The 26,999-nt window shown below is 50.7% G+C and carries 22 protein-coding genes and 2 pseudogenes; all 24 read right to left on the bottom strand.

Annotated elements, in window-relative coordinates; translation table 11 throughout:
- Positions 1-159: 159 nt before the first annotated feature.
- On the bottom strand, positions 160-2,343 hold the full coding sequence (locus tag EGM51_01270; GenBank protein ID QBG46106.1) for a heavy metal translocating P-type ATPase: 2,184 nt from the start codon (positions 2,341-2,343) through the stop codon (positions 160-162).
- A gap of 31 nt (positions 2,344-2,374) precedes the next feature.
- Entirely contained in the window at positions 2,375-2,785 is a 411-nt protein-coding gene (locus EGM51_01265; protein QBG46105.1) for a hypothetical protein, read from the bottom strand.
- Positions 2,786-3,023: 238 nt separating this feature from the next.
- Complete coding sequence (locus tag EGM51_01260; GenBank protein QBG46104.1) at positions 3,024-3,425, bottom strand: hypothetical protein; 402 nt, start codon at positions 3,423-3,425, stop codon at positions 3,024-3,026.
- A 443-nt stretch (positions 3,426-3,868) separates the two neighbouring features.
- Positions 3,869-7,690, bottom strand: coding sequence for an efflux RND transporter permease subunit (locus EGM51_01255; GenBank protein ID QBG46103.1), 3,822 nt, complete (start codon positions 7,688-7,690; stop codon positions 3,869-3,871).
- Complete coding sequence (locus EGM51_01250) at positions 7,680-9,863, bottom strand: DUF3347 domain-containing protein (GenBank protein ID QBG46102.1); 2,184 nt, start codon at positions 9,861-9,863, stop codon at positions 7,680-7,682. The genes EGM51_01255 and EGM51_01250 overlap by 11 nt, the downstream gene beginning before the upstream one ends.
- A 21-nt stretch (positions 9,864-9,884) precedes the next feature.
- Complete coding sequence (locus EGM51_01245; GenBank protein QBG46101.1) at positions 9,885-10,634, bottom strand: YHS domain-containing protein; 750 nt, start codon at positions 10,632-10,634, stop codon at positions 9,885-9,887.
- Positions 10,615-11,907, bottom strand: coding sequence for a TolC family protein (locus EGM51_01240; protein QBG46100.1), 1,293 nt, complete (start codon positions 11,905-11,907; stop codon positions 10,615-10,617). Before EGM51_01240 ends, EGM51_01245 begins: the two co-directional genes overlap by 20 nt.
- Positions 11,908-12,039: 132 nt before the next feature.
- A pseudogene (locus tag EGM51_01235) lies at positions 12,040-12,306 on the bottom strand (hypothetical protein).
- A gap of 50 nt (positions 12,307-12,356) precedes the next feature.
- Positions 12,357-12,659, bottom strand: coding sequence for a hypothetical protein (locus EGM51_01230; GenBank protein QBG46099.1), 303 nt, complete (start codon positions 12,657-12,659; stop codon positions 12,357-12,359).
- 24 nt (positions 12,660-12,683) lie between these two features.
- Positions 12,684-13,034: a response regulator gene (locus tag EGM51_01225; protein QBG46098.1), complete on the bottom strand. Its 351-nt coding sequence runs from the start codon at positions 13,032-13,034 to the stop codon at positions 12,684-12,686.
- A gap of 144 nt (positions 13,035-13,178) precedes the next feature.
- Positions 13,179-14,615 (bottom strand): sigma-54-dependent Fis family transcriptional regulator, encoded by a 1,437-nt coding sequence (locus EGM51_01220; protein QBG46097.1) that lies wholly within the window; start codon positions 14,613-14,615, stop codon positions 13,179-13,181.
- The gene (locus tag EGM51_01215) at positions 14,530-16,290 is read right to left on the bottom strand and encodes a HAMP domain-containing histidine kinase (protein QBG46096.1); all 1,761 of its coding nucleotides are present in this window, start codon (positions 16,288-16,290) and stop codon (positions 14,530-14,532) included. Before EGM51_01215 ends, EGM51_01220 begins: the two co-directional genes overlap by 86 nt.
- Positions 16,291-16,293: 3 nt before the next feature.
- Complete coding sequence (locus EGM51_01210; protein QBG46095.1) at positions 16,294-16,596, bottom strand: transcriptional regulator; 303 nt, start codon at positions 16,594-16,596, stop codon at positions 16,294-16,296.
- Positions 16,597-16,639: 43 nt separating this feature from the next.
- Positions 16,640-17,107 (bottom strand): annotated as a pseudogene (locus EGM51_01205) (ADP-ribosylglycohydrolase family protein).
- Positions 17,108-17,752: 645 nt separating this feature from the next.
- Positions 17,753-17,935 (bottom strand): helix-turn-helix domain-containing protein, encoded by a 183-nt coding sequence (locus EGM51_01200; protein QBG46094.1) that lies wholly within the window; start codon positions 17,933-17,935, stop codon positions 17,753-17,755.
- 124 nt (positions 17,936-18,059) lie between these two features.
- Positions 18,060-18,557, bottom strand: a complete 498-nt coding sequence (locus EGM51_01195; protein QBG46093.1) for a gamma-glutamylcyclotransferase — start codon at positions 18,555-18,557, stop codon at positions 18,060-18,062.
- Complete coding sequence (locus tag EGM51_01190) at positions 18,554-19,351, bottom strand: glucosamine 6-phosphate synthetase (protein ID QBG46092.1); 798 nt, start codon at positions 19,349-19,351, stop codon at positions 18,554-18,556. The genes EGM51_01195 and EGM51_01190 overlap by 4 nt, the downstream gene beginning before the upstream one ends.
- Positions 19,336-19,620, bottom strand: coding sequence for a DUF5049 domain-containing protein (locus EGM51_01185; protein ID QBG49217.1), 285 nt, complete (start codon positions 19,618-19,620; stop codon positions 19,336-19,338). Before EGM51_01185 ends, EGM51_01190 begins: the two co-directional genes overlap by 16 nt.
- A gap of 251 nt (positions 19,621-19,871) precedes the next feature.
- Positions 19,872-20,813: an amidoligase gene (locus EGM51_01180; protein QBG46091.1), complete on the bottom strand. Its 942-nt coding sequence runs from the start codon at positions 20,811-20,813 to the stop codon at positions 19,872-19,874.
- Positions 20,814-20,973: 160 nt separating this feature from the next.
- Positions 20,974-21,219: a VrlD gene (locus EGM51_01175; protein ID QBG46090.1), complete on the bottom strand. Its 246-nt coding sequence runs from the start codon at positions 21,217-21,219 to the stop codon at positions 20,974-20,976.
- A 13-nt stretch (positions 21,220-21,232) separates the two neighbouring features.
- Entirely contained in the window at positions 21,233-24,793 is a 3,561-nt protein-coding gene (locus tag EGM51_01170) for a DUF4815 domain-containing protein (protein ID QBG46089.1), read from the bottom strand.
- 80 nt (positions 24,794-24,873) lie between these two features.
- The gene (locus EGM51_01165) at positions 24,874-25,407 is read right to left on the bottom strand and encodes a hypothetical protein (GenBank protein ID QBG46088.1); all 534 of its coding nucleotides are present in this window, start codon (positions 25,405-25,407) and stop codon (positions 24,874-24,876) included.
- Between the two features lie 10 nt (positions 25,408-25,417).
- Entirely contained in the window at positions 25,418-25,741 is a 324-nt protein-coding gene (locus tag EGM51_01160) for a hypothetical protein (protein ID QBG46087.1), read from the bottom strand.
- Between the two features lie 264 nt (positions 25,742-26,005).
- The gene (locus EGM51_01155; GenBank protein ID QBG46086.1) at positions 26,006-26,995 is read right to left on the bottom strand and encodes a hypothetical protein; all 990 of its coding nucleotides are present in this window, start codon (positions 26,993-26,995) and stop codon (positions 26,006-26,008) included.
- Positions 26,996-26,999 lie beyond the last annotated feature (4 nt).

Genomic DNA, 26,999 nt, shown 5'->3' with positions numbered 1-26,999 from the left:
GGGCGTTGCGAGTCAAGAGCATGCCCCAATTCAGTTTGAAGAGAGTGATCGATATCGCTTTCAAAATGACCCAGCGAAGTCATCCCCAACATCATAGCGATCAATAGCACAAGAGATCGAACCATGACCATGTTCTTTGCTGATAGGGCTTTGTTTAGTTTAGAGATCATTCTGATGCCCCGCTTTCATTCTGAGTAATCGCAAGCTATTCCCGATTACCAGCAACGATGCTCCCATGTCTGCCGCAATAGCCATCCAAAGGGTCGCCACATTAGCTACGGCCAGCCCCATGAATACTAACTTCAGGCCGAGGGCAAATATGATATTCTGACGAATGATATTCAGCGTTCTCTGGGCATGCCGGATGAGCCAAGGAATGCGGGTGAGGTCGTCGGACATCAGGGCAATGTCTGCCGTTTCAATCGCTGCATCCGTTCCGGCAGCACCCATGGCAATCCCAAGACTGGCGGCAGCTAGTGCCGGGGCATCGTTGATACCGTCGCCGACCATGGCCACGTCTCCATATTGTTGTACCAGTCCTTCGACCGTCCTTAACTTGTCTTCCGGCAGCAGTTCGGCCTGAACGTCATCCAATCCCACTGTTTTGGCTATGGCATCGGCTGTACCTTGATTATCACCGGTAAGCATCACCACATGTTGAAGACCGACTGCTTTGAGTCCTTTCACGACCTCGGCGGCATGTTCACGAACCGAATCGGCGACGCTAATGAGCCCACAAACATGTTCATCGTTACCGATAACCACAATCGAATGACCAGCATCTTCCATCGACTCGATTTGCTGATGGAGCTCCGGGGTTTCCATATTCTTTTCGTGTAGAAGGCGGTGGCTACCTAGCCAGAAGGCGCGTCCATGAATGATTGCTGATGCCCCTTTACCTTTGATTGCCTGAAAATCTTCTGCCGGAGGAACATTAATTCCCTCCTTCTTCGCCAAACGCAATATGGCCCGTGCCAGCGGATGGTCGCTATGCGCTTCCATAGCGGCGGCCCGTTCCAATAGTTCGTTGCACGTATGGGTATTGAGCGGAACGATCTCCTGGACCTCGGGCTTACCGTGCGTGATGGTTCCGGTTTTATCCAGCGCAATGGCTTTAAGACGTCCGGCTGCCTCCAGATAGGCACCGCCCTTAATCAATACACCTGCACGGGCAGATGACGCCAACGCTGCCACGATACTGACGGGTGTGGAAATCACTAGAGCACACGGACAGGCAATCACAAGGATAACCAGTGCCTGATAGAACCACGCTCCCCATGCACCACCAAATAAGACCGGGGGAACGAGGGCAATGAGCACGGCCAGTAGAATCATCGCCGGAGTGTAGTAGCGGGCAAATTTTTCTACCCATTGCTCCGATGGGGCACGGCGGGATTGGGCTTCTTCAACCATACGAATGATTTGTGATATGGTTGTCTCACTGGCAGGTTTAGACGAGCGGAACTCAACGGAACCATCTTCATTCACCGTTCCCGCATAAACCTCGTCTCCCAGCTGTTTTTCCACCGGCATGGATTCGCCGGTGATGGGAGCCTGATTGACGGTCGTGCTTCCTTTACTGATGACCCCGTCCAACGGAAATTTTTCACCCGGACGCACAAGCACTGTCACACCGACGGGCACATCGGCAATGGGTTTTTCCATGATGTCTCCATCGCAAGGGCAGATATAGCGGGCGGTTGCAGGCGTAAGATCCATCAAAGCCCTAATAGCCCTGCGGGCACGACCTACGCTCCAAGATTCTAACAGCAGAGAAAATGAAAACAGGAACGCGACAGCAGCAGCCTCAAACCATTCACCGATCAACATAGCACCAATAACTGCAATGCTCATCAAAAGATTCATATCCGCTCTGTGCCTGCGCACGGCACTGATCGCCTTTGGCAAGACATACCATCCACCGGCGATGACCGCACCAAGGTAGGAGAAAATGCTGACCACCGGAATACTGTGAGGCTCAGCACCTTCTCCTCCGGCCAAAGCGTCGAGCAGGCTTTTGTGAAGAAACGCATGCAGGGCAAATCCAAAGAAAGCAAGAGCACCACTGAGGATGCACATAATCTTGCGCCCCTCTTGTTGCCAGAAGCTTTGATCTGGATCGATGCCAGGTTGATATGGTTGCACCTTCATCCCGGCCTGAGAGACCGCCGCGATGATCTCTTCTTCAGCGGTGGTGGCATCAGAGTAGGTAACCGTCATGGTTCCATTTAGCAGGTTAAAGGCAAGCTCATCGACTCCCTCCAGCTTACCAACGGTTGCTTTAAGCGCACCTACTTCCTCCGCACAATCCAAGCCGGTGATTTTCAGCGTTAACACGTTCATCACTATTGACCTCTGATCTTTATGTAATGCTTCAAGAACACTTGCTGGAAGTCGCTTTATGATGCTTCATAACAACCTCCGTAATAGTCGAATCAGTTGCGGGAATGGAAAGCTTAAACCTTGGTCGGTGAGAACTTTTTCTCATGAATACTTTTTTGTTTGGCTCAACGATAAACGTTTTCACCACAGTACCGTCAGCTCCAAGTAGGCTGACATGCACATGTCCAACGGTTCTGGCGGTCCAGCTTTTAGGCCGCAGAATCCCTGAAACCTTTATCGCACCAGCTTCTTGAATTGCAGAGGCATTGGTAATTCGAACCGTTCTGTCGGGATTGATGTTTACGTCGATCTTTATTTTTTCTGAATCTTGATGATTGGATGCAATTGCAGTGTTCAGTGCGAGAAGAGACGCGAATGCTATAACTAAATAATTCTTGTACATGATTAAACTCCGTTTGTTTCATTATTTTCGACTCTAGATCCGGAGCTGGTGTTCAGGTTGACCGGATGTTATTCTCAGCGCTTATTTCTGCTTGAATGCTGAGGTTCAGAGTCTTCGGTAAAATTGTGTGATGCGGGAAGGAAGAGTTGTTATTCACTCTTCAACTACTGGACTGATTCCCATTCGGTGATTGAAAGCATAAAGCTTCAATCCATGGGAAAAAATCAGCCGATGTGTATCACACTCGGAGTATAATTTTGTTGAGGCGGCGTACTGTAAACGTATGCCTACTGTCACGGGCGATTGAATCCAAGTACGTCCTTTTATAGTCCGACTTTTCAAACAATTGCACGATATAGTCGAAAACGACTTTTTCGACCTGCTGAACCATTATTGAGGTCGTATTGGAAAAGAATTCGTGAGGATGAGCAACGTCGAGTTCGCAATGATGGTGATGGCCGCCGTGGTGATGGTGGTCATTATGCGAATCTAAATGTCCAATTTCCTGACTGCTGTCAGAACAATGGCTCATTTCATAGGCATCAGCTACAGGGCATAAGAAAACGCAGAGCAACAGCGCCATAACCATGACGCTCGCGATCTTTTCTACATTGGCCCTTAACTTTCTCATAATCTGCATATCTAATATCACCGTATTCCGTGCAATACAAGATCATATTGCTCATATATTGCTATTGGCTCTTTACTTGTCGGTTTCTGTAAAGCCATTTGCCACCTTCCGCAATTCGGGAGTGTAGCAGATGGCATCACATTACTAGCTATATTCCAGATGCCTTGCTGCACTGCTCGCATGCTTTGACGTTGATCCCGCATTTAGAGCAGCTGTGAATGATTGTATAGTCCTCGTATTCTCCAATGCTGTTGTCAATATATTTTGTTTTGCAGCTCGGACAGTGCATTTCAGTTTTTTGGGTCCCTTTAATTGGGCCTGTTGTCGTGACTGATTTGCAGTCCGGGCAGTGTGGGCTTTGTTCTTCTGACAGGACAACTCCTGAAGTTTGGCAACCAAGTGTGCCTATCAGAAACGCAGATAGAGCTATTGTTTGTAGTATCGCTTTCACTTTATACCTCCGATGCATTTTTGTTTTTTCGAACCCGAAGCTCCTGAATCCAGCAATAGAGCACGGGAACAACCAACATGGTGATTACTTCAATCAACATGCCTCCAAAACTTGGAATGGCCATGGGAACCATGATATCAGAGCCTCGCCCTGTTGAAGTCAGAACGGGCAACAGAGCGAGAATCGTGGTCGCGGTGGTCATTAGACAGGCTCGAACTCGTCGGTTACCTGCTTCGATGACTAAGGCGCGGACCTCTTGTTTCGTATGCAAAGTTTTCTCCCTGAACAGTTGTGTGAGGTAGGTGCCCATGACGACGCCATCATCAGTGGCAATACCGAAGAGTGCGAGGAAGCCGACCCAGACAGCCACGCTCATATTGATGGTGTGCACCTGAAAGAGATTGCGCATTTCAACCCCGAAGATGCTGAAATCTAAGAACCAAGGTTGTCCATAGAACCACAGCAGAATAAATCCACCGGACCATGCAATGAAGACGCCGGTAAAGATCAGCAAGGTGGTGGCCGTGGATTTAAACTCAAAGTAGATGAGCATGAAGATGGCAAAGAGTGCAATCGGCAAAACCATCGCGAGTGTTTTAGAAGCTCGTTGCTGGTTTTCATAGGATCCCGCAAATCGATAACTAACACCTCGGGGGATTTCAAGCTCACCACTGTCGATCTTTGATTGAAGGTAGGCTTGGGCCTGTTCAACCACATCTACTTCGGCGTAGCCGGGTTTTTTATCGAAGACCACGTAGCCAACGAGAAAGGTGTCTTCCGACTTGATGTTTTGTGGGCCGCGTACATAACGAATATCGGCCAACTCAGTAATCGGAATCTGCTGCCCGGTCATGCCAGGAATGAGTACTTTCTCGAGAGACTCAATATCATCACGCAATTCACGTGCATACCGAACACGAACGGGGAAACGCTCTCTTCCCTCGATAGTCCCGGTAACCTTTTTTCCGCCAATGGCGATTTCGACCACATTCTGGAACTTGTGAATTGGAATGCCGTAGCGAGCCAAGGCTTCTCGATCTGGATGAATTTCCAGATAAGGTTTACCCACAATGCGGTCGGCAATGACAGCTGCCGGTTCAACGGATGGCACTTCTTTTAGATATTTCTCAATCTGAAGCCCTACTTCCTCGATGGTTTCGAGATCTGGCCCTTGCACCTTTACGCCCATTGGAGCGCGCATCCCGCTTTGCAGCATAACAATTCGGGCGGCAATCGGTTGCAGATTGGGAGCGGAGGTTGTGCCGGGTATTTTGGCGGCCTTAGTAATCTCATCCCAAATATCATCAGGCGAACGAATATGATCACGCCATTGGCGGAACGGTCGACCTCGGGGATCTTCTATAAGTTCTCCATCAGCATCTCTGACAAATTCTCCTTTTGAATATTTATAGTTGATGCGCTGCCCATCTTTATCCGTTCTATATTCGGGAATATAATTAATCACCGTTTCGATCATAGATATGGGCGCAGGGTCGAGAGGCGTCTCAGCGCGACCAAGCTTTCCGACCGCCGACTCAATTTCTGGAATCGACTCAAAGGCCATATCCTGTTTGGCCAGAATGTCAATAGCTTCACCAATGGATGCGTGGGTCATGGTGGTGGGCATGAAGAGGAAGGAACCCTCATCCAGCGTTGGCATGAATTCTTTGCCGAACCCGGGGAACCAATGCGCCAATTTTTGAATTGGAGCTGTTTTTTCGATGGTATTTGGGAGCCATCCAAAGGTTTTACTAAAGCCCAGCCAGCTGGTCATACCCATGGTAAATAGAAATACAGGAAGTATTAGGAATAAGGCCTTATGATCTAAGCACCACCGCAGGATGCGCGCATAAAAGTGCTGGAAGAGTTGGAAGAATCCAAGCAGGCCCCCGATGAGCAGGATGACAAAAATCAGGTTTCTGAAAGTGCCTCTTTCTGGCCCCAGTGGCTCCCACTCTAGCGTAAGCAACAAACCCACACAGGCAATGACCGTGATCACCCCAATGAGAGGAATGCCTTTTTTGAGTTTTTTAACACGGGGGGATACGAGTTTTTGTTTCTTTTTCTGTTTCCAGCAAAACAGGGTGTGTGAAAGCACGGGCAACACAGTTAATGCCAGAATAATGGAGGCGACCAGTGCCACCGTTTTCGTAAAAGCTAACGGTTTGAAGAGCTTGCCTTCCGCGCCGATCATGGTGAAGACCGGCAGGAAGCTGATCACCGTAGTCAGCACAGCTGTCAATACAGCACTTCCTACTTCTGAAGCCGCTCGGTGGACGACTTCAAGCTTGGATTCGTCGGGATCGGCCTTATCGAGATGCTTAAGAATATTTTCGCAGATGACGATCCCCATATCGACAATGGTTCCAATGGCGATGGCGATCCCTGACAAGGCAACAATATTGGCCTGGACATTGAATAGCTTCATGCCAATGAAGCAAAATAGAACGGTTAGCGGAAGCATGGTGCTGATAGCCAGCCCGGAACGTAGATGCAATACCATCATCAATACGACAATAATAGTGATCAATACCTGTTGCGTGATTGCCTCATTCAGGGTGCCGAGGGTCTCATAAATCAGTCCGGTTCGATCATAGAATGGAACCACAGTCACTTTGCTGAGTGTTATCCATTCGGGCCATTCCGAACGCTCAACCGAGCGCAAATACTCTTTCCACTCCGGTTGATTGATTTGATGGTTCTTATACGCGTCAAATCCCTGTTGTATACCAAATGCAATAACCTCTTCATCGGTTGTCTTATTGAAATCGATGATGGCTTTGGAAGGGAGTGCATCTGCAGTGCCTTTAATCTTCTCTTTGACATTGGCGATGACTCGAAGCGGGTTGTCACCATAGCGTGCAACAACAACCCCTCCGACCGCTGGCGCACCGCCTTTATCCAGCGTACCTCGACGCTGGGCAGGGCCGAGCGTCACGTTGGCCACATGTTTGACTAAAACAGGCACATTATCGGCGTTAACTTTGATAACGCTGTTTTCAATGTCTTCCACTTTCTTAATGAAGCCGATGCCGCGAATAAAATATTCAACCCGGTTCACTTCCAGGTTTTTCGCGCCCACATCCATATTGGCCCCTTGGACCGCTTTGTAGACTTCATCTACGCTCACGCCGTAGGCACGCATCGCATCGGGATCCACATCAATTTGGTATTCGCGCACAAAACCGCCGACTGAAGCCACTTCAGCCACGCCATCCGCAGATAACAGCCAATATCGTGCATACCAATCCTGGGTGGTGCGGAGCTCTTCGGGATCCCATCCGCCCGTTGGATTTCCGTCTGGATCCAATCCTTCCAGTGTATACCAATAGACCTGTCCCAACGCTGTAGCATCAGGGCCGAGCGTCGGTTGCACACCATCCGGCAATGTTCCCGAAGGTAGCGAATTCAGCTTTTCCAGTACGCGGGTTCGTGACCAGTAGAACTCCACATCCTCCTTAAAGATGATGTAGATCGAGGAAAAGCCGAACATGGAATACGAACGAATCGTTTTCACGCCCGGAATCCCGAGCAGTTGAACGGTTAATGGATAACCGATCTGATCCTCTACATCTTCGGGGGATCGTCCCATCCACTCGGTAAAGACGATTTGCTGGTTTTCTCCAATATCAGGAATGGCGTCTACCGCAACAGGGTATCGCTGGAGATCTCCGACCTTCCAATCAAATGGAGCAACGAGTAGACCGCCAAAGATAACGGCCATCGTAAAGAGGGTTACGATCAGTTTATTTTCCAAACAAAACCGAATCAGACGGCCTACTGGTGATTTTTGTTCGCGAGTCTGTTCTTTTTTAGTGAGCATGAGGAACCTCTGTTTTAGCTGGCTCTACCCCTTCGGCTCGCATCTGGCTGATATACTTCTCAGGATCTTCCTTGAAGGTGGTATCACAACCGGGGCAACAAAAATATACGCGCAAACCGTTATGGTCGGCGTAAACCTCTTTATTGATGGCTCCGCCCATAACGGGGCAAAGTGTCTGTTCGGATGACGCTGGCTCAGTTGCGCCTTGTTCCATAGATTTATGAGTAGAGTCGTTAAACGTTTGTTGAATTTCTCCACAGCGAAGCATCATATCACCGAAATAGGGATTTAATACCTCTTCTGAAGATTGCAGCCACTGTGCGCCTGCATTATCAAATGCCATTGGGCAATACGCCTGATATATAGTTTCAGGGACCGGGAAGGTTTGAACCGTTTTAATCAACTGTTGAGAAAGAGAGAGAAACGCTGCGCGTTGGTCCTCTATTTCCGTCGCTGCTTTTAATGGGCGGAATGCCGCATTGAAATTTTTCAGATGATCCATCCAGATCATGTGAGCATCGCCCGAAAGCAATCCCATATCAATGGCATCCAGCGCTTCTTTGGTGGCAGCCGCCGCAATGGTTGCCGCTTGGGGATCATCTCCCGCTAAAGCCTGCTGTAGCGTGAAATAGCTTTGAATCATTTGCTGTAGCTGTTGAGTGAAGGCTTCAGGCGTTTCCTGAACGATGATTTCGACAGGCGAATCGGTATGTGTTGAATGATCAACGTTCTGGCTCTCACTAGGCATGCTCATCATACTGGGTTTGGCACGAATTTGCAGTTCCGCATCCAGCTTGAAGGCTCCACGTGTTACAACAAGGTCGCCTTCTTCGAGACCGCTTTCAACCACGTAGTAATCACCCAGACGCGCACCTAATTCGACTTCCCGCCCTTCGTAGCTTGGTTTTTCCGAATTCGGAATCTCTACGTAGACTACAGCTCGTTTCCCGGTTTTTAAGGCGGCAGTCACCGGGATGAGTAGCGGAGCATTTCCTTCGTTCTCGGTAACATATCCAAGGGATTCAGCCGTCACCAGTGGCATCCCGCAGACATCACAGGGACCGGGCTCATCTTTAATGACTTCTGGATGCATTGGACTGATCCACTTACCAGCGAGCCCTTCATCCATTACTCTTCCAGCCGCTGCTACTTTTGGCCGAGCCAGTGCTCGAACAAACATTCCGGGCTTCAGTCGACCTTCTTGATTATCTACGATCACGCGAACTTTGGCAGTGCGGGTAGACGCAGTAATAACCGGATCAATAAATGAGATCGTTCCGGTGAATGTTTCTCCCGGATACGCTTCGGTTGAAAATTCGACTTTTCCGCCATATTTAAGCCAGTTCAAATCACTCTCATACGCATCTAACTGCACCCATACGGTAGATAGGTCAGCAATCGTGTAGATGCGTGTTCCTGTTTGAACATACATTCCTTCCTGAGCATTTTTATGGATTACAATGCCCGCTCCAGGAGAGTAGATGGTCATGTGTTCGCTAGGCGTTTCGCGTTGCTCCACTTCAGCGATCTGTTCTGCGGAGAATCCCCAAAGGCGCAGTTTTTCACGAGCGGCATCAATGGTTTTCTTGGCGGTTTCTATCAGCGTGCTGCTCTGACTCTCTTTTAGGCTTTCCAACGTGCGAATTGCCTGAAGGAGTTCTTCCTGCGCAGTGAATAATTCAGGACTATAGACTTCAGCGAGATGATCGCCTTTCTGAACGGGGATACCAGTGTAGTCGACAAAAAGTCGGTCTATGCGCCCTGCGATCCATGAAGATATGTAGGAGGTTCCTGTTTCATCATAGTCCACCTTGCCGATCATCCGAATTTCTGCCTCTCCAAAACGACGCACAGCAGGCGTTGTTTCCAGCTCCATCAGCTTAGCAGCATATTCGCTGACCCTGACTTCTCGTTCTCCTCCGCCGTCATCGCCGCCTTCAAGCGGAATCAGATCCATAAAACAGATCGGGCATTTGCCAAATTTAGGCAGTTGAATCTGGGGGTGCATGGAGCAGGTCCATACTTCCGGTTCAGTCGAAACATGCTCTTCATGAGCGCCAGCGTCTTCTATGTGTACCGCTTTCCCTCGGCTGCATCTACCCACCATAAAGGTAAGCAGAACAACGAAGACCGCAATCAATCCGAACTTTATCTGTGTTTTATTTGGTTTCATATGAATTCCTTTGTCCATTAACTACCACGAAAAATGATTGAGTCCATAAACCAGCATGCCTCCGAAATGGCCGGTTAACGCCACTAGCACAGCGGCTAAGACTAATGATACCCGATAGGCCAGAATGAATGTCGGGCGTTCTTTCCGAATGCCGATTTCCATGCAGCATGCGGCAACGATGGAGGCTGCCAATGTAATAAATGCCACGACTTTGTGCTTCATCAGTACTTCAGCATATTCTGCAGGATAAGAGGTCCCGGAAGCCGCAGCTAAGCCGAGGATGATAGCCGCCACGGCTCCCAGCAGGGCTAAATGTAAATTGAAACGGGCCGCGCCTCGAAAGAGGGGGTGGGATCCGAAGCACAGAAATAGGCTTTCTGCCAAGGCGGCCATTAAAATAAGTCCGATAGGTATGTGAACCGCTACCGGATGAAACTTTCCAATAAATGTGATCAAGCGGGATGAGGATGAATGATCTTGATGATCAGTAGCGTGGTCATGCACTTCAACTTTTTCGCTTAAGTGCTGTTCCTGCAGCTCCTCATTCACGGAGAGGTTAGCAAGATATTTTTCAGGAGCTTCCTGAAACAGGTTGACGCACATTTTACAGCAGAAATAGATACGCTGACCCTCATGATCAACAAAAAACGAAGGGTCAATCGGATTCCCTTCCATCACCGGGCAGGTGCTCTGGGTGGGCTGATCTGCCAAAGACAACCCGGCCATAAAGAGTGCCGCAGCCAATAAACCACTAATCAGATACGCTTTCATTGGAATCCTCCTTTTGGTTAATCAGAAAATCAGTCCCGGTCAGCTGGCTGAGTCTGGCTCGGGCAATCAGGTGGTCGGCGCGTGCCCGTTCATAGGACAATTCAAACTCGAGCAGCATCCGCTCCGCATCAATCAGGTTGATAAACTCCATGGTGCCGGATTCATATCCTTTTCGGTTCACCTCTAACGATTGGCGGGCTTTAGGAATCAAGCTCGCTTTATAAAGGTTAATTTTACGGTCTGCATCCCGAAGTTGAAAAAGGACTTCCTGCAATGCGGACTCCAACTCCTGCTGACGGTCGACACGATTGAACATGGCAGCCGTTTTCTGATAGGAGGCCGACTGAATGCGGGCGCGGTTTTTTCCCGCCCATATCGGGAGGGTTATTCCAACAGAACCAATAATCGCATCCTGCCCGGAATCGGGTACGGCCATCTCGGCCTCTCCCGTTTGTATATATTGCAGTCCCACAAAAAAATCTGGATACCGTTCGCGCTTCGCCAGTTTGATTTGTTGTTCGCTCTGCTCAATGCGCTGATCCCATTCCCCAAGTTCGGGATTAAAGCGTGCAATCGATGATCTTAGTTCTTCCGGCGATGAAAGCACCGGCATGTAGTCAACATTCTGAGGCCATGCCAACGGCGCATTTTCGGGACGGTTAAGTAATGTGTTAAGTCGGGCTGAGTGAGGTTTTCGCTGGTCATTTAAGGCTGCCAGTTGATCTTCAAGTCGCCCCAATTCTACCTGTGCCTGCAGAGTGGCTCCCAGTGGTGCTCCGGCAGAATAACGGGTTCGGGCGATTTGCTCCAGATCCCGGACCAAACGAATGCGGTCTTCCGTCACGTCAATGCTGCGTTTTAGATAATAGAGATCAGCGTATGCTTTAGTGATTCGATGATTTAGCCGCAATCTTGTTTGCTGAACCTTTTGCTGAACGGCATTTGATTCCTGCTGGGCAATAGACTTCTTCAAGGAAAGTTTTCCGAAACCGGGAAACTTCTGGGAAACAGAAAATCGTTGGTTTTGTGGACCGACTCGAGTTTCCACCGGTTCAAAATAATATCCATACGAAATACTTGGGTCAGGAAGTGCCTTTTTAACCGCGATCTGCTCTTCAGTTGCTTTCCATTGGTTATGCGAGGCCTGAAGCCCGGGATTCTGCATTTCGCCAATCTGTAACACAGCTCTCAAGGTCAAGTTGGAGCCGAGATTGTCAGCGAGGACAATCAGGGGGAAAAGAAGAAGGAATGTGACTATCGCTTTTGTTTTCATGGCATCCTTTGTGTTCAATCATGAAGGGGAACTGCTTTCGCGGAACCCCCTCAAATTTAACCAACTTGGTTAATGGTGGTGACCAGCATGCGAATTGCTCTTTTTCTCGCTCTCATTCTTGCCCGTCTTGGGAGTTTCGTCGAGGACGATTCCCTTATCTTCCAGTAGCTTAATGTACTTATCGGGGGCGGCTTTGATCTTGCCGATACATCCGGGACAGCAGACATAGATGCGTTTACCCTGAACATCCGCATATTGAGCTTTATTGATTTTTCCACCCATCACCGGACAGGTCGTTTGCTTTTTAGGCTCCGTTTTCTTTTCAGCCGCCTGTGCTGAGATCAATCCAATGCCCAATATCGTGGAAATAAGAATGGCCATAATTTTTCTGCGTTTCATGTGTTAGCTCCTGTTGTCTTCACTGGTTACTTATATCTATTAAACACTCTCTAATGGGATCCGCAGCCGCCGCATCCACCTTTGCTGGAGGCGGCTTCTTTTTTCGGGGCCGCTTTATCGAATTCCACGCCTTTGCCTTCCAGCTGCTTTATATACTTGGCCGGGGCCGCTTTGACTTTGGTGATGCAGCCTTTGCAGCAGACATAGATCCGTTTGCCGTTCACATCCGCATACAGCGATTTATTGATTTTGCCCCCCATTACCGGGCATTCAGTCTGTGGGGCTGCGAATGCGCCTGCTCCTGCGGTTACGACGATAGCCATGATCGTGATGATTGCTTTGTTACGGTTCATTGATTGCTCCTTGGTTATTTTAGACTAATTGTAGATCGCATCTTTAAGCTGATGAATGTCGATAGGTTTGGCTAGAATCCGGTCAATGTGCAACGCCTCGGAATCAATCTGATTGACCAGATCGGTATGGGCGCTCATCAGAATAATCTTGCACCTGAATGAAGGATCTTTTTCCAACCGGCAAATCAGCTCATCTCCATTCATTTCAGGCATTGAGTAATCCGTGAGCAACACATCGACCCGCTCTTTTCTAATCACATGAAACAACATCTCTTTTGGATTAGAAAAGGTGACCACTTCATGTCCGTCGGCCCGTAGCACGAGCTCGAGGCTCCGCAGGATCGATGTATCGTTATCAATGATTACTATTTTCATCAGCTTTCTCCTGCCAGCTCTTAAGCACTAGGTGTGCCAGCGTAAAACGCTCGAAAAACCACGTTTTTTCACGTAAAGAGTCCCGAGCAGGATAGGCCAAGTAGTCAGAATCTGGGGAGTAGCTCGTCAGAAACTGGTTACTTTTTATTTGGAGGGGCGCGTTAGATTGTAGTCGTTAATTTTCTTACGCAAGGTCGTCGGGGAAATGTCCAAAATTCTGGCCGTCTGCGAGATGTTCCAATCCTTGGTTTCAAGTACATATTGGATGTACCCTTTCTCTTCTTCCGCCAATGAATGAAGTGGACGTTTTTGGATTACAGAAGACGGTGTCTCAGACGCAGAATCCCCTAAAAAATGAATATGCTCAGGAAGAATCTGAGGCGACTCGCTCAAGGCAATAGCGCGCGTAATGACATTTTGCAACTCTCGTACATTTCCGGGCCATGGATGTTGCGAAAGTAATTGAAGAGCTTGATCGGAAAAGCACTCGATGGTTCGGTTCATGTTTTGACCGATCCGATTTAAAAAATGATGAGCCAGCAATGGGATATCAGCCTGTCGTTCACGCAACGGAGGAATAAGGATTTCTCCGACGACTACGCGATAGTAGAGGTCTTCGCGGAAGGTCCCTTCTTTAACCATCTCGGCCAGATTACGGTGCGTAGCAAAAACAGCACGCCCTTTAAAATATAAAGGCTGATTGCCTCCAACCCGTTCATATTGCTTTTCTTGGAGTACTCGTAGGATCTTAGCCTGCAGGTCTAGATCCATATCCCCAATTTCATCAAAGAAAACGGTGCCGTTTTGCGCTTGCTCAAGCTTACCGGGTTTTTGCCGATCTGCTCCTGTAAACGCCCCTTTTTCATGCCCAAACAGTTCGCTTTCCAACAGAGTCGACACGATGGCGGAACAATTAATCGCCACAAAAGGTTTTCCGGGTGCGGACGCTCCATGAATAGCCCGCGCCACCAGCTCTTTACCGGTCCCGCTTTCTCCATGGATCAATACGTTTACCTGACTGCGCGAAAAACGACCGACCTGCTTAAGGATCTCTAAAACTTTGGGGTCATTACCAATGATTTCATCGGGTTGCGTGATTCTGGTTTCGATGGGTGCAGTCTGTTCTCCCTCTGGAGAACGACTGAATTCCCGTTTTACCTTTTCCAGAACCAGTTCCACGTCATTTACGTCGAATGGCTTGCGGAGATAATCATGCGCTCCTTTTCGCATCGCTTCGATGGTCGCCGCCATGTCCTGTCGTCCGGAGATAATCACGACTGGAAGATTCGGGTTTGAGCTGGAGATTTGATCCAGCACCTCAAGCCCGTCTCCGTCCGGCAGTACAAGGTCCAGCAGAACGAGGTCTGGGCATAATTCCTTTATGGTTGCCAGACCTTCTTCTGCAGAAGAGCACACTTCAACGCAGTACCCTTTGCCTCCCATAATGAGCTGTATTGAACGGCACAACGCCACGTCATCATCGATAATCAGTAACTTATTCATCCGCTGAACCTCCCATGGGAAGACGTATTGTAAAAACAGATCCTTCCTGCGAAGAGACAAATGAAATATCGCCTCCATGCAGTTCCACAATCTTTTTCACGTTGGGCAAGCCCAGCCCCGTTCCCCGTTTCTTCGTGGTGAAGAAGGGTTCAAACAGCTTTTCCCCAACGCGCTCAGAAATTCCTTCGCCCTGATCGCGAACTTCAAAAAGGATTTCAGCAGTGTCCGACTCTCGCACGGTTAAGGTCACCGAGCCATTCACTGGACTCGCTTGCAGCGCGTTGTCGACCAAATTGGTCACCGCCCGAAGCATCTGCTCCTTATCAACAAACAACGGACAGGCATGTTTATTTACGACCTCAAACGAAATGTGATCGGCCTCTTCTGATCGAATACATGCGGATACCTCCTTGCAGAAATCATCGACGGAAACAGCCTGCTTATTGAGTTCGACTTTTTTTCCGAATAACAGCAAGTCATTCAGCATGGTTTCCAGCCGTTGCGCCTGATCTGCCGCGATTTCCGCCAGTTCGGCGTGAACTGGATCATCCTGCACCGCGCCTCTTAATACACTGAGGTTCATCATTACGGCGGATAGCGGATTCCGCATCTCATGCACAATGCTCGCACTCAGTTTACCAATAGCTGACAGAGCGGCAGCATGTGCCAGCGCCTCTTTGGCCTTCTCGATTTCATCCAACATCTGATTAAACGCATCTGCCACCTGAACATGTTCCCGCCCCGGGAAATATTTCATTCGCGCATCAAGCTGCCCCAAAGAAACAGATTGTGCCACGTCTGCCATATGGCGTAACGGATTACTGATTCTTCTAGCGGATTTTGCGGCCAATACCAGCACGAGTGCTAATGCAATGATGCCGGTAAGAACGGCTCGGATTTTCAGGTGGTGCAACCACATGAAAGCATGCTTAGCCTTTGCTTCTGTAACCAGTATCCAACCTAATTCATCAAGTTGGGTTGCCACTCCGACTACTGTTTCCTGATCAAAATTTCGATAGATGGTAGGTTCATCTCCTGCCTTCATAAGCGCTTCAGGTAGTTTCACCACTCTTTCATCAGAAGCAACTCCATCTGGAACACCCGTTAATAAAAGTCCGGCCTCAGAAACAATACATGATTGGACCGCCGTCGCCTTGCTGGTCTCTGGAGCCAACGCCGGGTAAACCGTGGAGGAGAGTTCAAGTACCGCGATAATATATTGAGCCAGAGAATCATGTTCTACATCCAGCGGCACTCCGATATGAATGCCAATCATTCCGTTCTCATGAATGTGCGGCTTCGAAATAACTGCTCCTTCCGACTTTTCCAGTTCTTCCCTAAATGAAGGAGGAAGAAGCAGGCTTTCATCATGCAACTCACTCCTGCGCCCCCAGACCGGCTTCCAGTCGCGGGAATAAAGCTCAATACTTTCATATGCTGAATCATTTAATTGAATCGAGGATTCAATGGCGGCCTCAATGATAGGACAGTTTGTGGAAGGGGTTTCATGCAAGTCCAGAGCAACGAATCGGCTGAGCATCGTCAGCTCTCGGCTACGCTCTTGGATCCAATCGAGAATACGCTGTTCTTTAGCCTGCGCCACCACCTGAAGCTGTTCATGCTTCAACTCCAAGACGGCCTCTCGGGCACAATGGTAGCCCTGTAGCGCCATGATAATCAAAGGAGCAATTGCCACCGCAATCATCCAAAGTCGAACGCTCTCCGCAATGCTCCGATTTTTATTCATGGCCATCTCCTACTTCGACAATCGTTTTACCGCTGTCATAATCTCATCAATATGTTGATCCAACAGCTCCGGTGTATTACGAGCATCCATGACACAATGTCGAATATGCTTTTCAAGAATAAGCCTGCTCACCGAATGCAAGGCCGACCTCGCCGCTTCAATTTGCGTAATTATATCAATGCAATACTCTTCAGCTTCAATCATGCGGCACACGCCCTTTACCTGCCCTTCAACACGAGCTAAGCGAGACATATTTTCATGATGAGTCGTTTTAGGTGCATCCATATCGATCTCCTTATCTGTCCGCACCATATACCCCTTTAGGGTATAACTCAGTAAAAAACGATAAATACGATCAGCTATTGCGGGGAGCAAGTCTGGCGCAGTCAATTAAGCCCTGAGCCAGCTCAAGCGCATCCACGGGCCAGAAGCATTTCGGGCGGGGATGCCGGACGTTTGGCTTTCCGGCCTCTGGGCGGCAGTTTTGCAGGCAATCGAGCCATTGGGCTGGAATCTCCTCCCGACCGCACACAGCGCCTAATAGCGCCCCGCAAATGGCGGCATTCGTATCGGTGTCGCCTCCGCCCATGACGGTATCGACCACTCCGGCCTCAAGGCTTGGTGCATGAAGCAGTTGGTACAGGGCGTTTTGAAAAGCGATCAACACCCATCCCTGCTGGTTGACATAATCTGCAGGCGGTTCGGAGGCAGCCTTGTCAATGGTTTCCAGCAAGGCAGGTTCAACGGTTATGTCGACCGCCCATTGCCGGATGCTTCGGTATAGCTCCTTTCGGTCGCAGCCGGATTGAATGGCATGGGAAATAAAACGATCTTCCCATGACGATTTTTGCGCTCGGAACCCAAGATATCTGAAAAGGTCATCTCTGATTTTTACATCATCCTTCAGGTCTTCAAGTTGCTGCTTTAAGCCAGTACGACCATGCATGGCTCCAGGGGGATATTTATTCTCGGTTGAGGTTTTCACTTCTCCAAATGCAAAAAAATCATCGGTGCCGTTTGATTGGAATCCAACTAAATCAGCTCCAGGCAGACTAGAACCAGTCTTTCGTTCATCTCGTCCATCCGGCCATGGAAAAAAGCAGTTTTTTTGGTGGGTCAAATAAGATTCTGCCAATGCCTCGCCGACGCGCCAGTCTTCTGGAGGCTTGGTGTTCGATAAAATACGTTCAACTTCACTCTTGTGAAAATCAGTTTCAGCAAGGCCTGCCAAAAGAGTCGAGATCTCTGCGAACCCTGAATCATCAAAAACAACTTCTGACACGGGGCCTAAAAGAGCCGTGTCTAATTCGGCGGAAGTATAGGTCAGGCCGCAACCAGTCACTGGTTCCGTCCCTAATTCGTATTGAATCGTTCCTGATGCAATACTCATACTATTACTTCTATTGCTCGTTGTTTTTGTTTCATTCAGCATCCTTAAATGGAATTACTTTTGCGATTTGAACTAATCTTATTGATCGGTGCCTGCACCACCTGATCGAATCCAATCATCCACTTCATCTTTTTTAAACTTCCACAGGCGACCGATCCGGTGGGCGGGCATACTTTTGTCCGCAATCCATTTATAAACCGTATCTCGTTTAACCCCGAGATAGTCTCCAATCTCATCCACAGATAACCATCGGTCTTCCATTATATGCTCCATTACCAGCAGGCATGATCTGGCCACCCAGAACACGACTCAATAATTATTAAAAAGAATAGATGATACGCATTGCGCCTCTAAAATCAACTCATCTTTGCTAGTTTGACCGAGTTTAGCCGATGTCTAACCCTGTCCAGTCTCCTGAGACCAGTCGTACGCCTTTGTGATCAAGAACGTATTGATAACCCCACACAGCACAAATTCGATCCCTTTCTTTAATCGCCACCAAAACTCTTCTATACATGCTGTGCCCATGGGGATTGAATCCTTCCAGTCGGTCAATGGGCGGCAAATTAATGCCGGGTTCGTTAAAGGTCATCAGTTCGCCATGGATGAGATCCCAATCGCCATCCGGACGTTGCATGGCGGTTTCCGGTAATTTGATGTTGTTCAGTATTTGAGTATCGGCCAATGGATCGGTGGTTCCGTGTGCAAGAATACAACCGTCAGGAATTTTCAGAGCGGGAAATCCGGCTGGCAGATGATACAGCCTTCCCCAAGTGGTGGCGGGTTCTATGCTGACGGCCTGCGAGCAGAACCGATCATGGTTCCAGTATCCGCGTTTGAGGGTTCCGTAAACAAATAGGCGTAGCTGTTGGTTTGTATTCATGCGATCACTCCTTGAGGTAATGTTCCTTTTCGTTCCTGACAAATGAATTCGAAGGGCTGCCGCTCCCACTCCTGCTGATTTTCATGATTGAAGCTCAGCATGGTGAGCGGCGGAATTTCCAGATCCTGCCAGCCTCGTCGGTCATCGAGCGCAGAATCAATGAACTCGGCCTCGGAGGCGTAGAGCACCGCCCGACACTTGCGGCTGTAGCGCAACGTGAGCGGCTTGTTCCCTTTGAGTACGGTAATGGTTCCGGGGCGGAACCGTGAGGCCAACACGGCGCTCATTTGCCCGCGACAGCGGCGCAGGGCTTTGCGGAAGCCTACATCGTTCCACCCACGCTCTGAGTCAAAGCAGTCGGCCAATCGGAAAATCAGCTCGCTGTCGACCTCGGCATAACGCGGCAGTTGGAATCGGCAGAACAGCTGGTCGGCGTTGTAGATGGTGCCGTTGTGGGTTCCGATGATGCTTCCCGCCCGAATGGGGTGATTGTTGCGGCTGTTGGACTCACTGCCCCGAGTGCGCCAGCGGGTGTGGCCCATCAGGACGGTGGTGCGATTATTCACCTCGTCTAACACTTCGCCGAAGGCCGGATCATGAACGGCCCGATGCGCTCGCCATGGCCGTTTGAAGAGCCGGAAGTCGCCGTCGGTCTGAAGCAGTGCGACACCGGAGGCATGCGGACCGCGCCGCTCGGAGCTGAGCAACATGCGTCGGAATACCTCGTTCAAATATTCGCGCTCGGCGATCCGGCGGCGCTTCTTCCCAAAGATGATGCCTACTTGTCCGCACATGGTGTGTCGCTCCCGTTGCCGGTTTGAGGGAAGAAGATTTTCGGCTCCCCAATGATGAACTCCACATATTCCACAAGGTGGCCGGTGATCCAGAGGGCCACCTCGGGGTAGCCCATCTCGCGGATCAGGTCGATGGCCACGGGAATGTCGAACATGTTGGTGCGTCCGGAATCGCGCACCGTCTCCACGGCCTCCTGAAACAGCTCGGGATACAGAGACTCGATGGCGTCCTCATCCGGCAGGAATTCCACCCAGCCGTGCTGCGCCATTCGGGTGAAAAATTCAGCGGCGGCCTGCTCGGGATCGTCCGGTAGAGGCTTCGCGTTGTCGCCTTCGATTTTGGCAAGCACCCTGAGCTGGTATTCTCTCAGCGACAGATCGGTGGTGAACGGCGTTTGATGGTGCATCTGTTCGGCGACCTCGAGGCAGGTCGGAGCCTGCACGGTTCTGCCGTCGTCGATGATCGGCTTCCCGTCGAAAGCCATGGAATGGATCTTTATCTTCATGGTGTTTCCTCCTGTTAAACAGAGAGGCCGGATGTTGATCCGGCCTCTGTGGGTTGGGTTGTGGTTTCTGTGGGCTGTGGTCGCCCACGTTTGAAAGCGGCATCGCCGGGCATGTTTTTCATCAGGTGCAGGCGGGCGGTTTTAAATTCGTCACCGATCAGGCCGAGGTGGAGCAGGAAGACGCGAAAGTCATATTTCGCACTCTGAATATTGAAGTCCCGTTTTCGGCTGGATGCTGATCGGGCGTTGAGGGCCTTGGCAGCGATGCCCAAGCAAAACTGCAGGTAGGCTTTGATCTTTCCGGCGTGGAGCGTGGACTCGAACCAGCGGAATTCAACTGTGCCGCGATACCAAACATTGTGGAGATTGAGGCCTCGATAGCGGGTTCGGTCATAGTGTTGCGGCTGGCTGTTGTGGTAGCCGTACCAGATGCGGTTTAGTTCCTCTTTGGTGGTTGGCCGGTGCTGTTCAATACTGCGGATCAGGTCGTCGCAGACCGGACGGGTATATTGGCTAAGGCGATTGGAGCTGATGCCGAGCGCGTGAAGAATCAGCGGTTCTTGCTTGTAGACCATCTTGGCGAGGTTGCCCAGTTTTCGGCCATCAAACGGTTCCGCATCGATATGGATGTGGATGCCGCACTGCGTATTCACCCGACCGCCAGCTCGGCGGACGGCCCGAACCACCTCCTGAAACTGGGGAATGTCGTCGTAGGTCAGAACCGGACTGACCAGCTCCGCCCGCAGGTGGCTGGGAACACCGGAAAGGGATGCATCGTTGACGATTTTCCATTTACGGCCCCGCAGGTCTTTCACTTCCCATGGGTCGTAGCAGGATGGATAACCGACGTGTCGGACGGTGCCGCCGACCACCGAGTGTACTGCCCGAGCGATCTGCTCGCGGGTTCGTTTTACGGTTTCAATCTCAATCCCGAATCTAAGGTCTCTCAAATCCATACTGTGCCTCCGCTCGTGTTTCTTCTCGTTGCGGGGCAATCTGTTACCCCGCTCTTTGTGGTGTGCATGCACGCTCTGTGTCGGAGGTATAGCAAGTGAAAGAACACAGAAAAGAACCCGCTAACACATTGGGATTAAATATGTTAGCGGGTAAGCATGGCTACTCTTTCGATAGCAGCTCGTTATGGATGGCGATGTTGCGGGATTCATCCTGCTTCAGCTTTTCGAGAAAGGCGGAGCAGGCTTCGGCTTCTTCAAACGGAAAGTCCAGTTCAGCTTCTAATCGCTGCAGCCGATTGTGCAGGTTCTCGATCAGATTGAAGGAGTGATCTCGGACCAAACCTTCCCGTTTTTCCTGTGGAGACGGGATGAACTCGGTCATCCCGCCCCGGCGTTGAACAATCATCTCGCGCCCTCCATTAGCTCAATGTTGCGCCGAGGGTGTGAATCCTCGGATAAGCCAACGCGGATCCAGTTAGCTCTGCCTTATAGCGAACTTTAGTTCCCGCTGGATCGGTGAAGGTTCTGATCAGCGTGTATTCCGTCCAGTTTTCATCGATAGGCCGGGTATCGTCGATGGCCATAGCTTCCCATGTTTCGCCGCCATCATTGGAGGTGAACCACAGAACACTGGTGCCGCTTGGGATATCCATTTGGGCATACACCTTCGTCGACTCCACTCCCTGCGTCAGTTCGTTCTCGCGGGTCAGGTAAACGCCGGTCGTTTTGTTGAGATAACCGATCAGGTTAACATCGCGGAAGTTGAGCGCTGGCGTATCGTTGTTCATACCGGAACTGAACCGAATCCGAACCAATACGCTGTCCGTCAGGTTGGGCAACCGTTCCTCTTCTGCCGGAACAACCGCGTCCCACGTCTGGCCGCCATCGGTGGAATATTCCCACACAAGGTTGGTGCCTTCCGGGATGGCGGAATATTCATCAATATTCAGATCGGAGAACTGCACACCGTTGATCGGCTGAAACTGAATTGTGCCGTCATTCTCGAACTCATAACCATAGAGCTTCAGCGTGAGGTCGGAACCATTGAGTGGAGTCCAGGTTTCGGCATTAGAGCTTTCCAACAGCACACCTTCCGCATAGCTCTGACGAGTAATGATGCCCGAGCGACCGGTTTTTCCGAGAGTGGCGGTACGCACCTTGTAGTTCGTGCTGTTGGTCAGCAGGACGACCGCATAGCTGGTATTGGCTTCCGCATAGAACGGATCATCGAAGGCGATTTTGGTTTCGCCACCGAGATTGATTTCCACCGGAGCTATCACCTTTTCGGCAAAGATGGTGTCGTTCGGCAATCCCGTGGTAACGCCGCGAATCTGTACCGTAACCGGAATAGACGGGTCACGCTCCGTGAACTGAATGCCTATCGCCGACAACACCCGGTTTTCCGTGAAGCTGAAGGTCTGCGCCAACGGATCGCGCCGCACAAAGATCGTGCGGGTTCGCCAGACCGTCCGCACCACCGGAACACGGACAATACGGGTGATGATGTTGGTTTGAATGAAACGCTGAATACGGGTGATCACCAGCGGATCGTTCACCTGCAGGCTGGTGCGGGCGGTGTACTGGCCGTCCGTCATTTCCACGATCCGGTTCCCGTTGCGGGTTTCCGTCGGAATCGTGAAGGATGCGGATACGCGCCCGGCATCATCGCTGGTCAGGTTGCTGGCGACGATCCGTCCGTCACACCGCAGTACAATGCCGGTTCCGCTTGGCGTGAAGTTGATGCCGGTCACCGCAACGCCGGTCTGGCCGCGACGACCGAGGTTCGGCGTGACCTGCAGCATGGCGGGCGGTTTGTCGAATACCGCATACGGGTTAATGTTGCGCTCCTCCGACCAATCGCTCTGATCCAGCAGCACTTCTTCCGTTCCGGGCAGGAGCGCGAGGCTGCCGAAGAATTCGGCATCGCTGTTGCCTTCATCCACTTCAAGCGGGACGGAAACCGCCGTTCGATCCGGAGAGGCGAACTTTTCAAGGCCATTCACCCGGGCATCCCAGTCGGCGTGATAAATATCCGACTGCGCGGTATTGGAAAAGTCGTCCGAGTAGATTCCCTTTTTCGACTGCGCATCGCGGTTCTGCAGCTCGTTATTCATCTGATACTGCGCATCGTTGTATTTCAGATCCTCCACATCTTTGATGATTTCGTGGATCTGATCCATGGTGATACGGGTCAGGCCGAAGTTGCGAATGGTCATGATTGTCGAATTCGGCGGGCAGTCGATGCTGCACAATCCGAGCGTGTTCTCCGGGACAATCGGCAGTTTCGGGAAGTCCGCCGGTGCGCCTTCGAGGCGTTTGATTTCACGGCTGGTGGCGTAGATGATGTCTTTGCGCCCGAGGTAGTAGTCGTAATCAACACTGCAGTTCGATCCGTTGACCGGCTGCTCGCCTAAAGCGCCGCGCCCAAAGTTGACGACGTTGAGGTTACCCAGTTCAATCTGAGAGGAAGACATGGAAACCGCCGCCGTATTGGCCGACGGAGGATTAACGCCGGAAGCTTCATCCACACCGTCATCGATGTAGGTAACCGCTTCGCTTCCCAGTTCTTTAATCCGTTCAAAGCTAGTACGCGAACCATTGATCGTGGCCCGATAGACTCTGTAGCCGCTGGCTCCATTCACCGGAAGCCATGACAGGCTGTTCAGCTCACCGGCCTCCGTCATCCGGGAAAGTACGCGCCCGGCATCAAAGGCCGTTTCGCCGGAGCCATCGAATACAGTCACAATGTAATGATACGTTCCCGCCGCCGGATGAGCATTCAGGCCGAACCAGCCCCCGTCCACATAATCTTCGCCTTTGATCATCTGCTTGGTGTAGGTCCAGCGCACGGTATAGGTGGTGCCGATGGCTGGTTCATTGCCAGAGCCGATCCAGTCGACCTGATTGCCGGACTGCTGCCAATCCACACCTTCCTGAAAGATGGATGCACCTTGGCTGACTTCCAGAATATCAACCACCGGATTGGGATCGAGCAGGTCTTCACCTCCGCCAACCGAACCACGGGTCACATTGGCGGTCATCTCCACGATGGCTTCCACCTGCGTCGTCTCTTTGAGCGGGGTGGAGTTTACCGGATACTGCCGCTGGCTGATGTTGTAGGTTTTTTGTTCACCGCGCACCGATTTGATGGCGACCGATTTCGGAACCGGCGTGGAGGTCGGCAGATCTCGCTGATGCCGAAAACCCTGAATATAGGCGCGGCCCGCGTTGGTAATTACCTCCACATCGTTTTCATCCAATGCACCGAGGAAACTGTCGAAGCCGTCGACCAGATAGCTCCCGGCCTGATCGAAGGTACGCTCCGCCAGGTTTTGCAGGAGCGAGTTCAATCCTTCTGCAGCGGCAAAAGAGAGCTGGTCTTCGGTGATGGAAGAAACGGTAATCCGGCTGCCGGGCAGCGTGCCCAGCAGATCCTGCAGGAAGAGATTGGATTTTTCCTGCACTGTGGCTGTTACATCGCCCTTGGCGCGGTCAAACTTATAGATTGGCACCACCTTCCGCTCGGTCACATTGTTGGGCAGCGTCTGGCCGGACGTGTCGGTTGCCTTCAGGGCCAGCACCCATTTTTCGCGCTCTGCTGTCGGTTCGCCGGTCGCCGGATTAATCAGAGCGGCATCCTGTGTGTAGCCATAGTTATACTTGAGCAGTTCGGCATAAACGTAATCTGATCCGTCTATGGTACCCGGATCAAAGGTCAGTGTGCCTCCATTGATTGCTTCCACATGGCCGTCGATATAGATCATGCCCTGAGTGAGAATCAGCTCGTTGGCCTGCACAGTCACATTTAGCCCGCTCAGAATCGACCCCTCCTTAAAGAGGATGTCGGCAATCTTGCGGCGCTCGAGGTTGATCAGCTCTTGTTGTTCATTCAGTTCCGAATCGAGCAGATCCCGGTCCTGATGGTAGCGAATTCGCTTATAATTTTTAGTGGGGTCGAAAGTTTCTCTTGAGATACTCATGTCGCGTTGCTCCAGTTAATCGTTAATAGTTGTTGGTTGTTAGGCCTGTTCTCAGATCGAATTTAAACGGGCCTATGGCCCTAGATTTTTATGATTCCGACCAGCTCGACGCGGGTGTCGGAAATTTTGTTAAAATCAGGGATATTCTTCACTTCATAGAGGTAGCCCGGGTGCAGCACTTCGCCGATTGGGTTGGAGTCCTGATCAAAGGGGCCGCCCGTGGCAAGATCACCGCTTACACCGCCCACATATTCCACGTCGCCGCCAAAAAAACCGTATTCACGAATGGTGATTCCATTGGCTTCGGCCTCCTCAAAACGGAAGAAAATCCCGATGGTATTGGTCTCTTCCGCCGTCTCCAGGTAGCGAACGCCATTAACCACCAATGTGCCTTCTGCATCTTCCTTGAGGAAGGTTCGTTTGTAGTACCGCTTACGGACCTGCTCATTTTTGAGGGCCGTTTGTTCGATAGTTGGTGCGGGCGGATTCTGCGGATCAACGAAGGTTTCATCTCCGTCACCGATTGCGCAGTGGGTAATGCCTTCCACCACCTGTCCGATTAATAGTTTGGCCGTGAGTACGCGGCCTGATTTTACAATGAGTCCCAATGCCATGGTTTTCTCCTTATGTCTGAATCTCGTGTTGCTCGTTAATAATCACATTGAAAACGGTCAGTCCGGCTTCTGCTTTACAGGAGGCGGTCTGCTTAAGGTTCTGGGCGGAATCGGCAACCAATGACCGGGGAGAGCTGATCCGGAATGCGGTGTCCAATGAGTGTTGCCGGGGATGCGTTATCCGCACTGCTGCGGAAGATGACTGCTGAAACGCCTGCGCCAGAACCTGCCATGCGTCGGAATTCTGATTCAGCTGATTGATCACGATGCTTTGCACACCGCCCTTCAAATTACGCTGATTTGAGACCCGGATGGAGGTCTGGGTTTGAACCATAATCGAGCGCCTTGAATCCCGAGGGGCCAGTAGGTCAAAGTAGGCTCCCTGTAGCGTCGGTCGCGACACTAGGAAGTGAGGCCGTCGAATGCCGCCGCCTACAGGAGCTGGCCGGATTATTTTTCCCTTATGCACGGCCACGGCGAATCCTCCCACCTGTCTTGAATGCTTTTCCTCTTGGAAGCGTTATTTGAAAGCGAGGAATCCGTCTGCCTCTTACAGTCAGTGTTCGTTTGATTTTTCCTTGGGCGGTTGCCATCGCAGTTACTCCTTAATTGCGCACCAGCCACCGCCGGACAGGCTGAACACCCGATAGGTATCCAGCCCGATTTCAATGGTATCCTCGGAGGCTACGTTACCGCCGCCGGTGGAATAGATTTCAATGAGTTCCCCTCGTAGTTCATGATAACTGGTGGAACCGTACATGCTGACCAGCCATGGAAAGAGAATCGTGGTGTTATATCGGCGCTCCGGATCGGCATCTGCTTGCAGGTTTCCGTGAGCCGCTCCGCAGCGTCCTTTTTGTCCGGTGGCGGAAGCCCAGCCGTCGAATTTGTTCACGGCATAAAAGGTCGATGGCATATTGTAATAGCCGGTGATGACGGGTTGCGGATCCTCTCCGATTTTTGATCCGGCTGCATAGTCTTTCGTGAGTGCTTCAATGGTGACTGTGTTAGGGGTAGAAGCGGTATCAATTGCCGTGATCTTAACCCGTTCAATATTGGCATTATCTTTGATGATGTAATGCAGATCAGGCGTAAAAATGGATGCGTCATTAACGGGCATAACCACGGCGCTTCCGCTGACGATTGCGGACTGGGTTATGGCAACCGCCGATGACCAAAAGCGTTTAATGGAGCCGCTGTAGTGGCCGTAATAGGTGGAGACGATCTTGCTGACCACAAACAGATGATCGAGATCGGCATAGAACCAATAGATAAAATCGGAGGTATCAGAAGCCCGGAGATAGGTGTAGCTGCTGGAATAGCCTCCATTGACCCCCGTCTGGGTGGTGTTATCCCAATACTGGTATGCGTAAACTTCGATACGTCCAGAGCTGGTTCCAATCCGAAAGCTTAGATAGATGTCTTCTGCGCCGGATTCGCCGACCGACTTGAGCACATAATACGGCCTCGCGTCGGCTGATTGATCATCGTGCAATGTCCAGTCAACCGTAGTGACTAGAAAATCTTTGATTCGATTGAGTAGATCCAGCCGTCCGCTGGCGGTTCCTTGAGTGCTGAAATAAGCCATGGTT

This window comes from Verrucomicrobia bacterium S94 (assembly GCA_004299845.1).
Taxonomy (GTDB): Bacteria; Verrucomicrobiota; Kiritimatiellia; order Kiritimatiellales; family Pontiellaceae; genus Pontiella.
The sequence above is the reverse complement of the archived record's forward strand: the minus strand, read 5'-3'. Positions and strand labels throughout refer to the sequence as shown.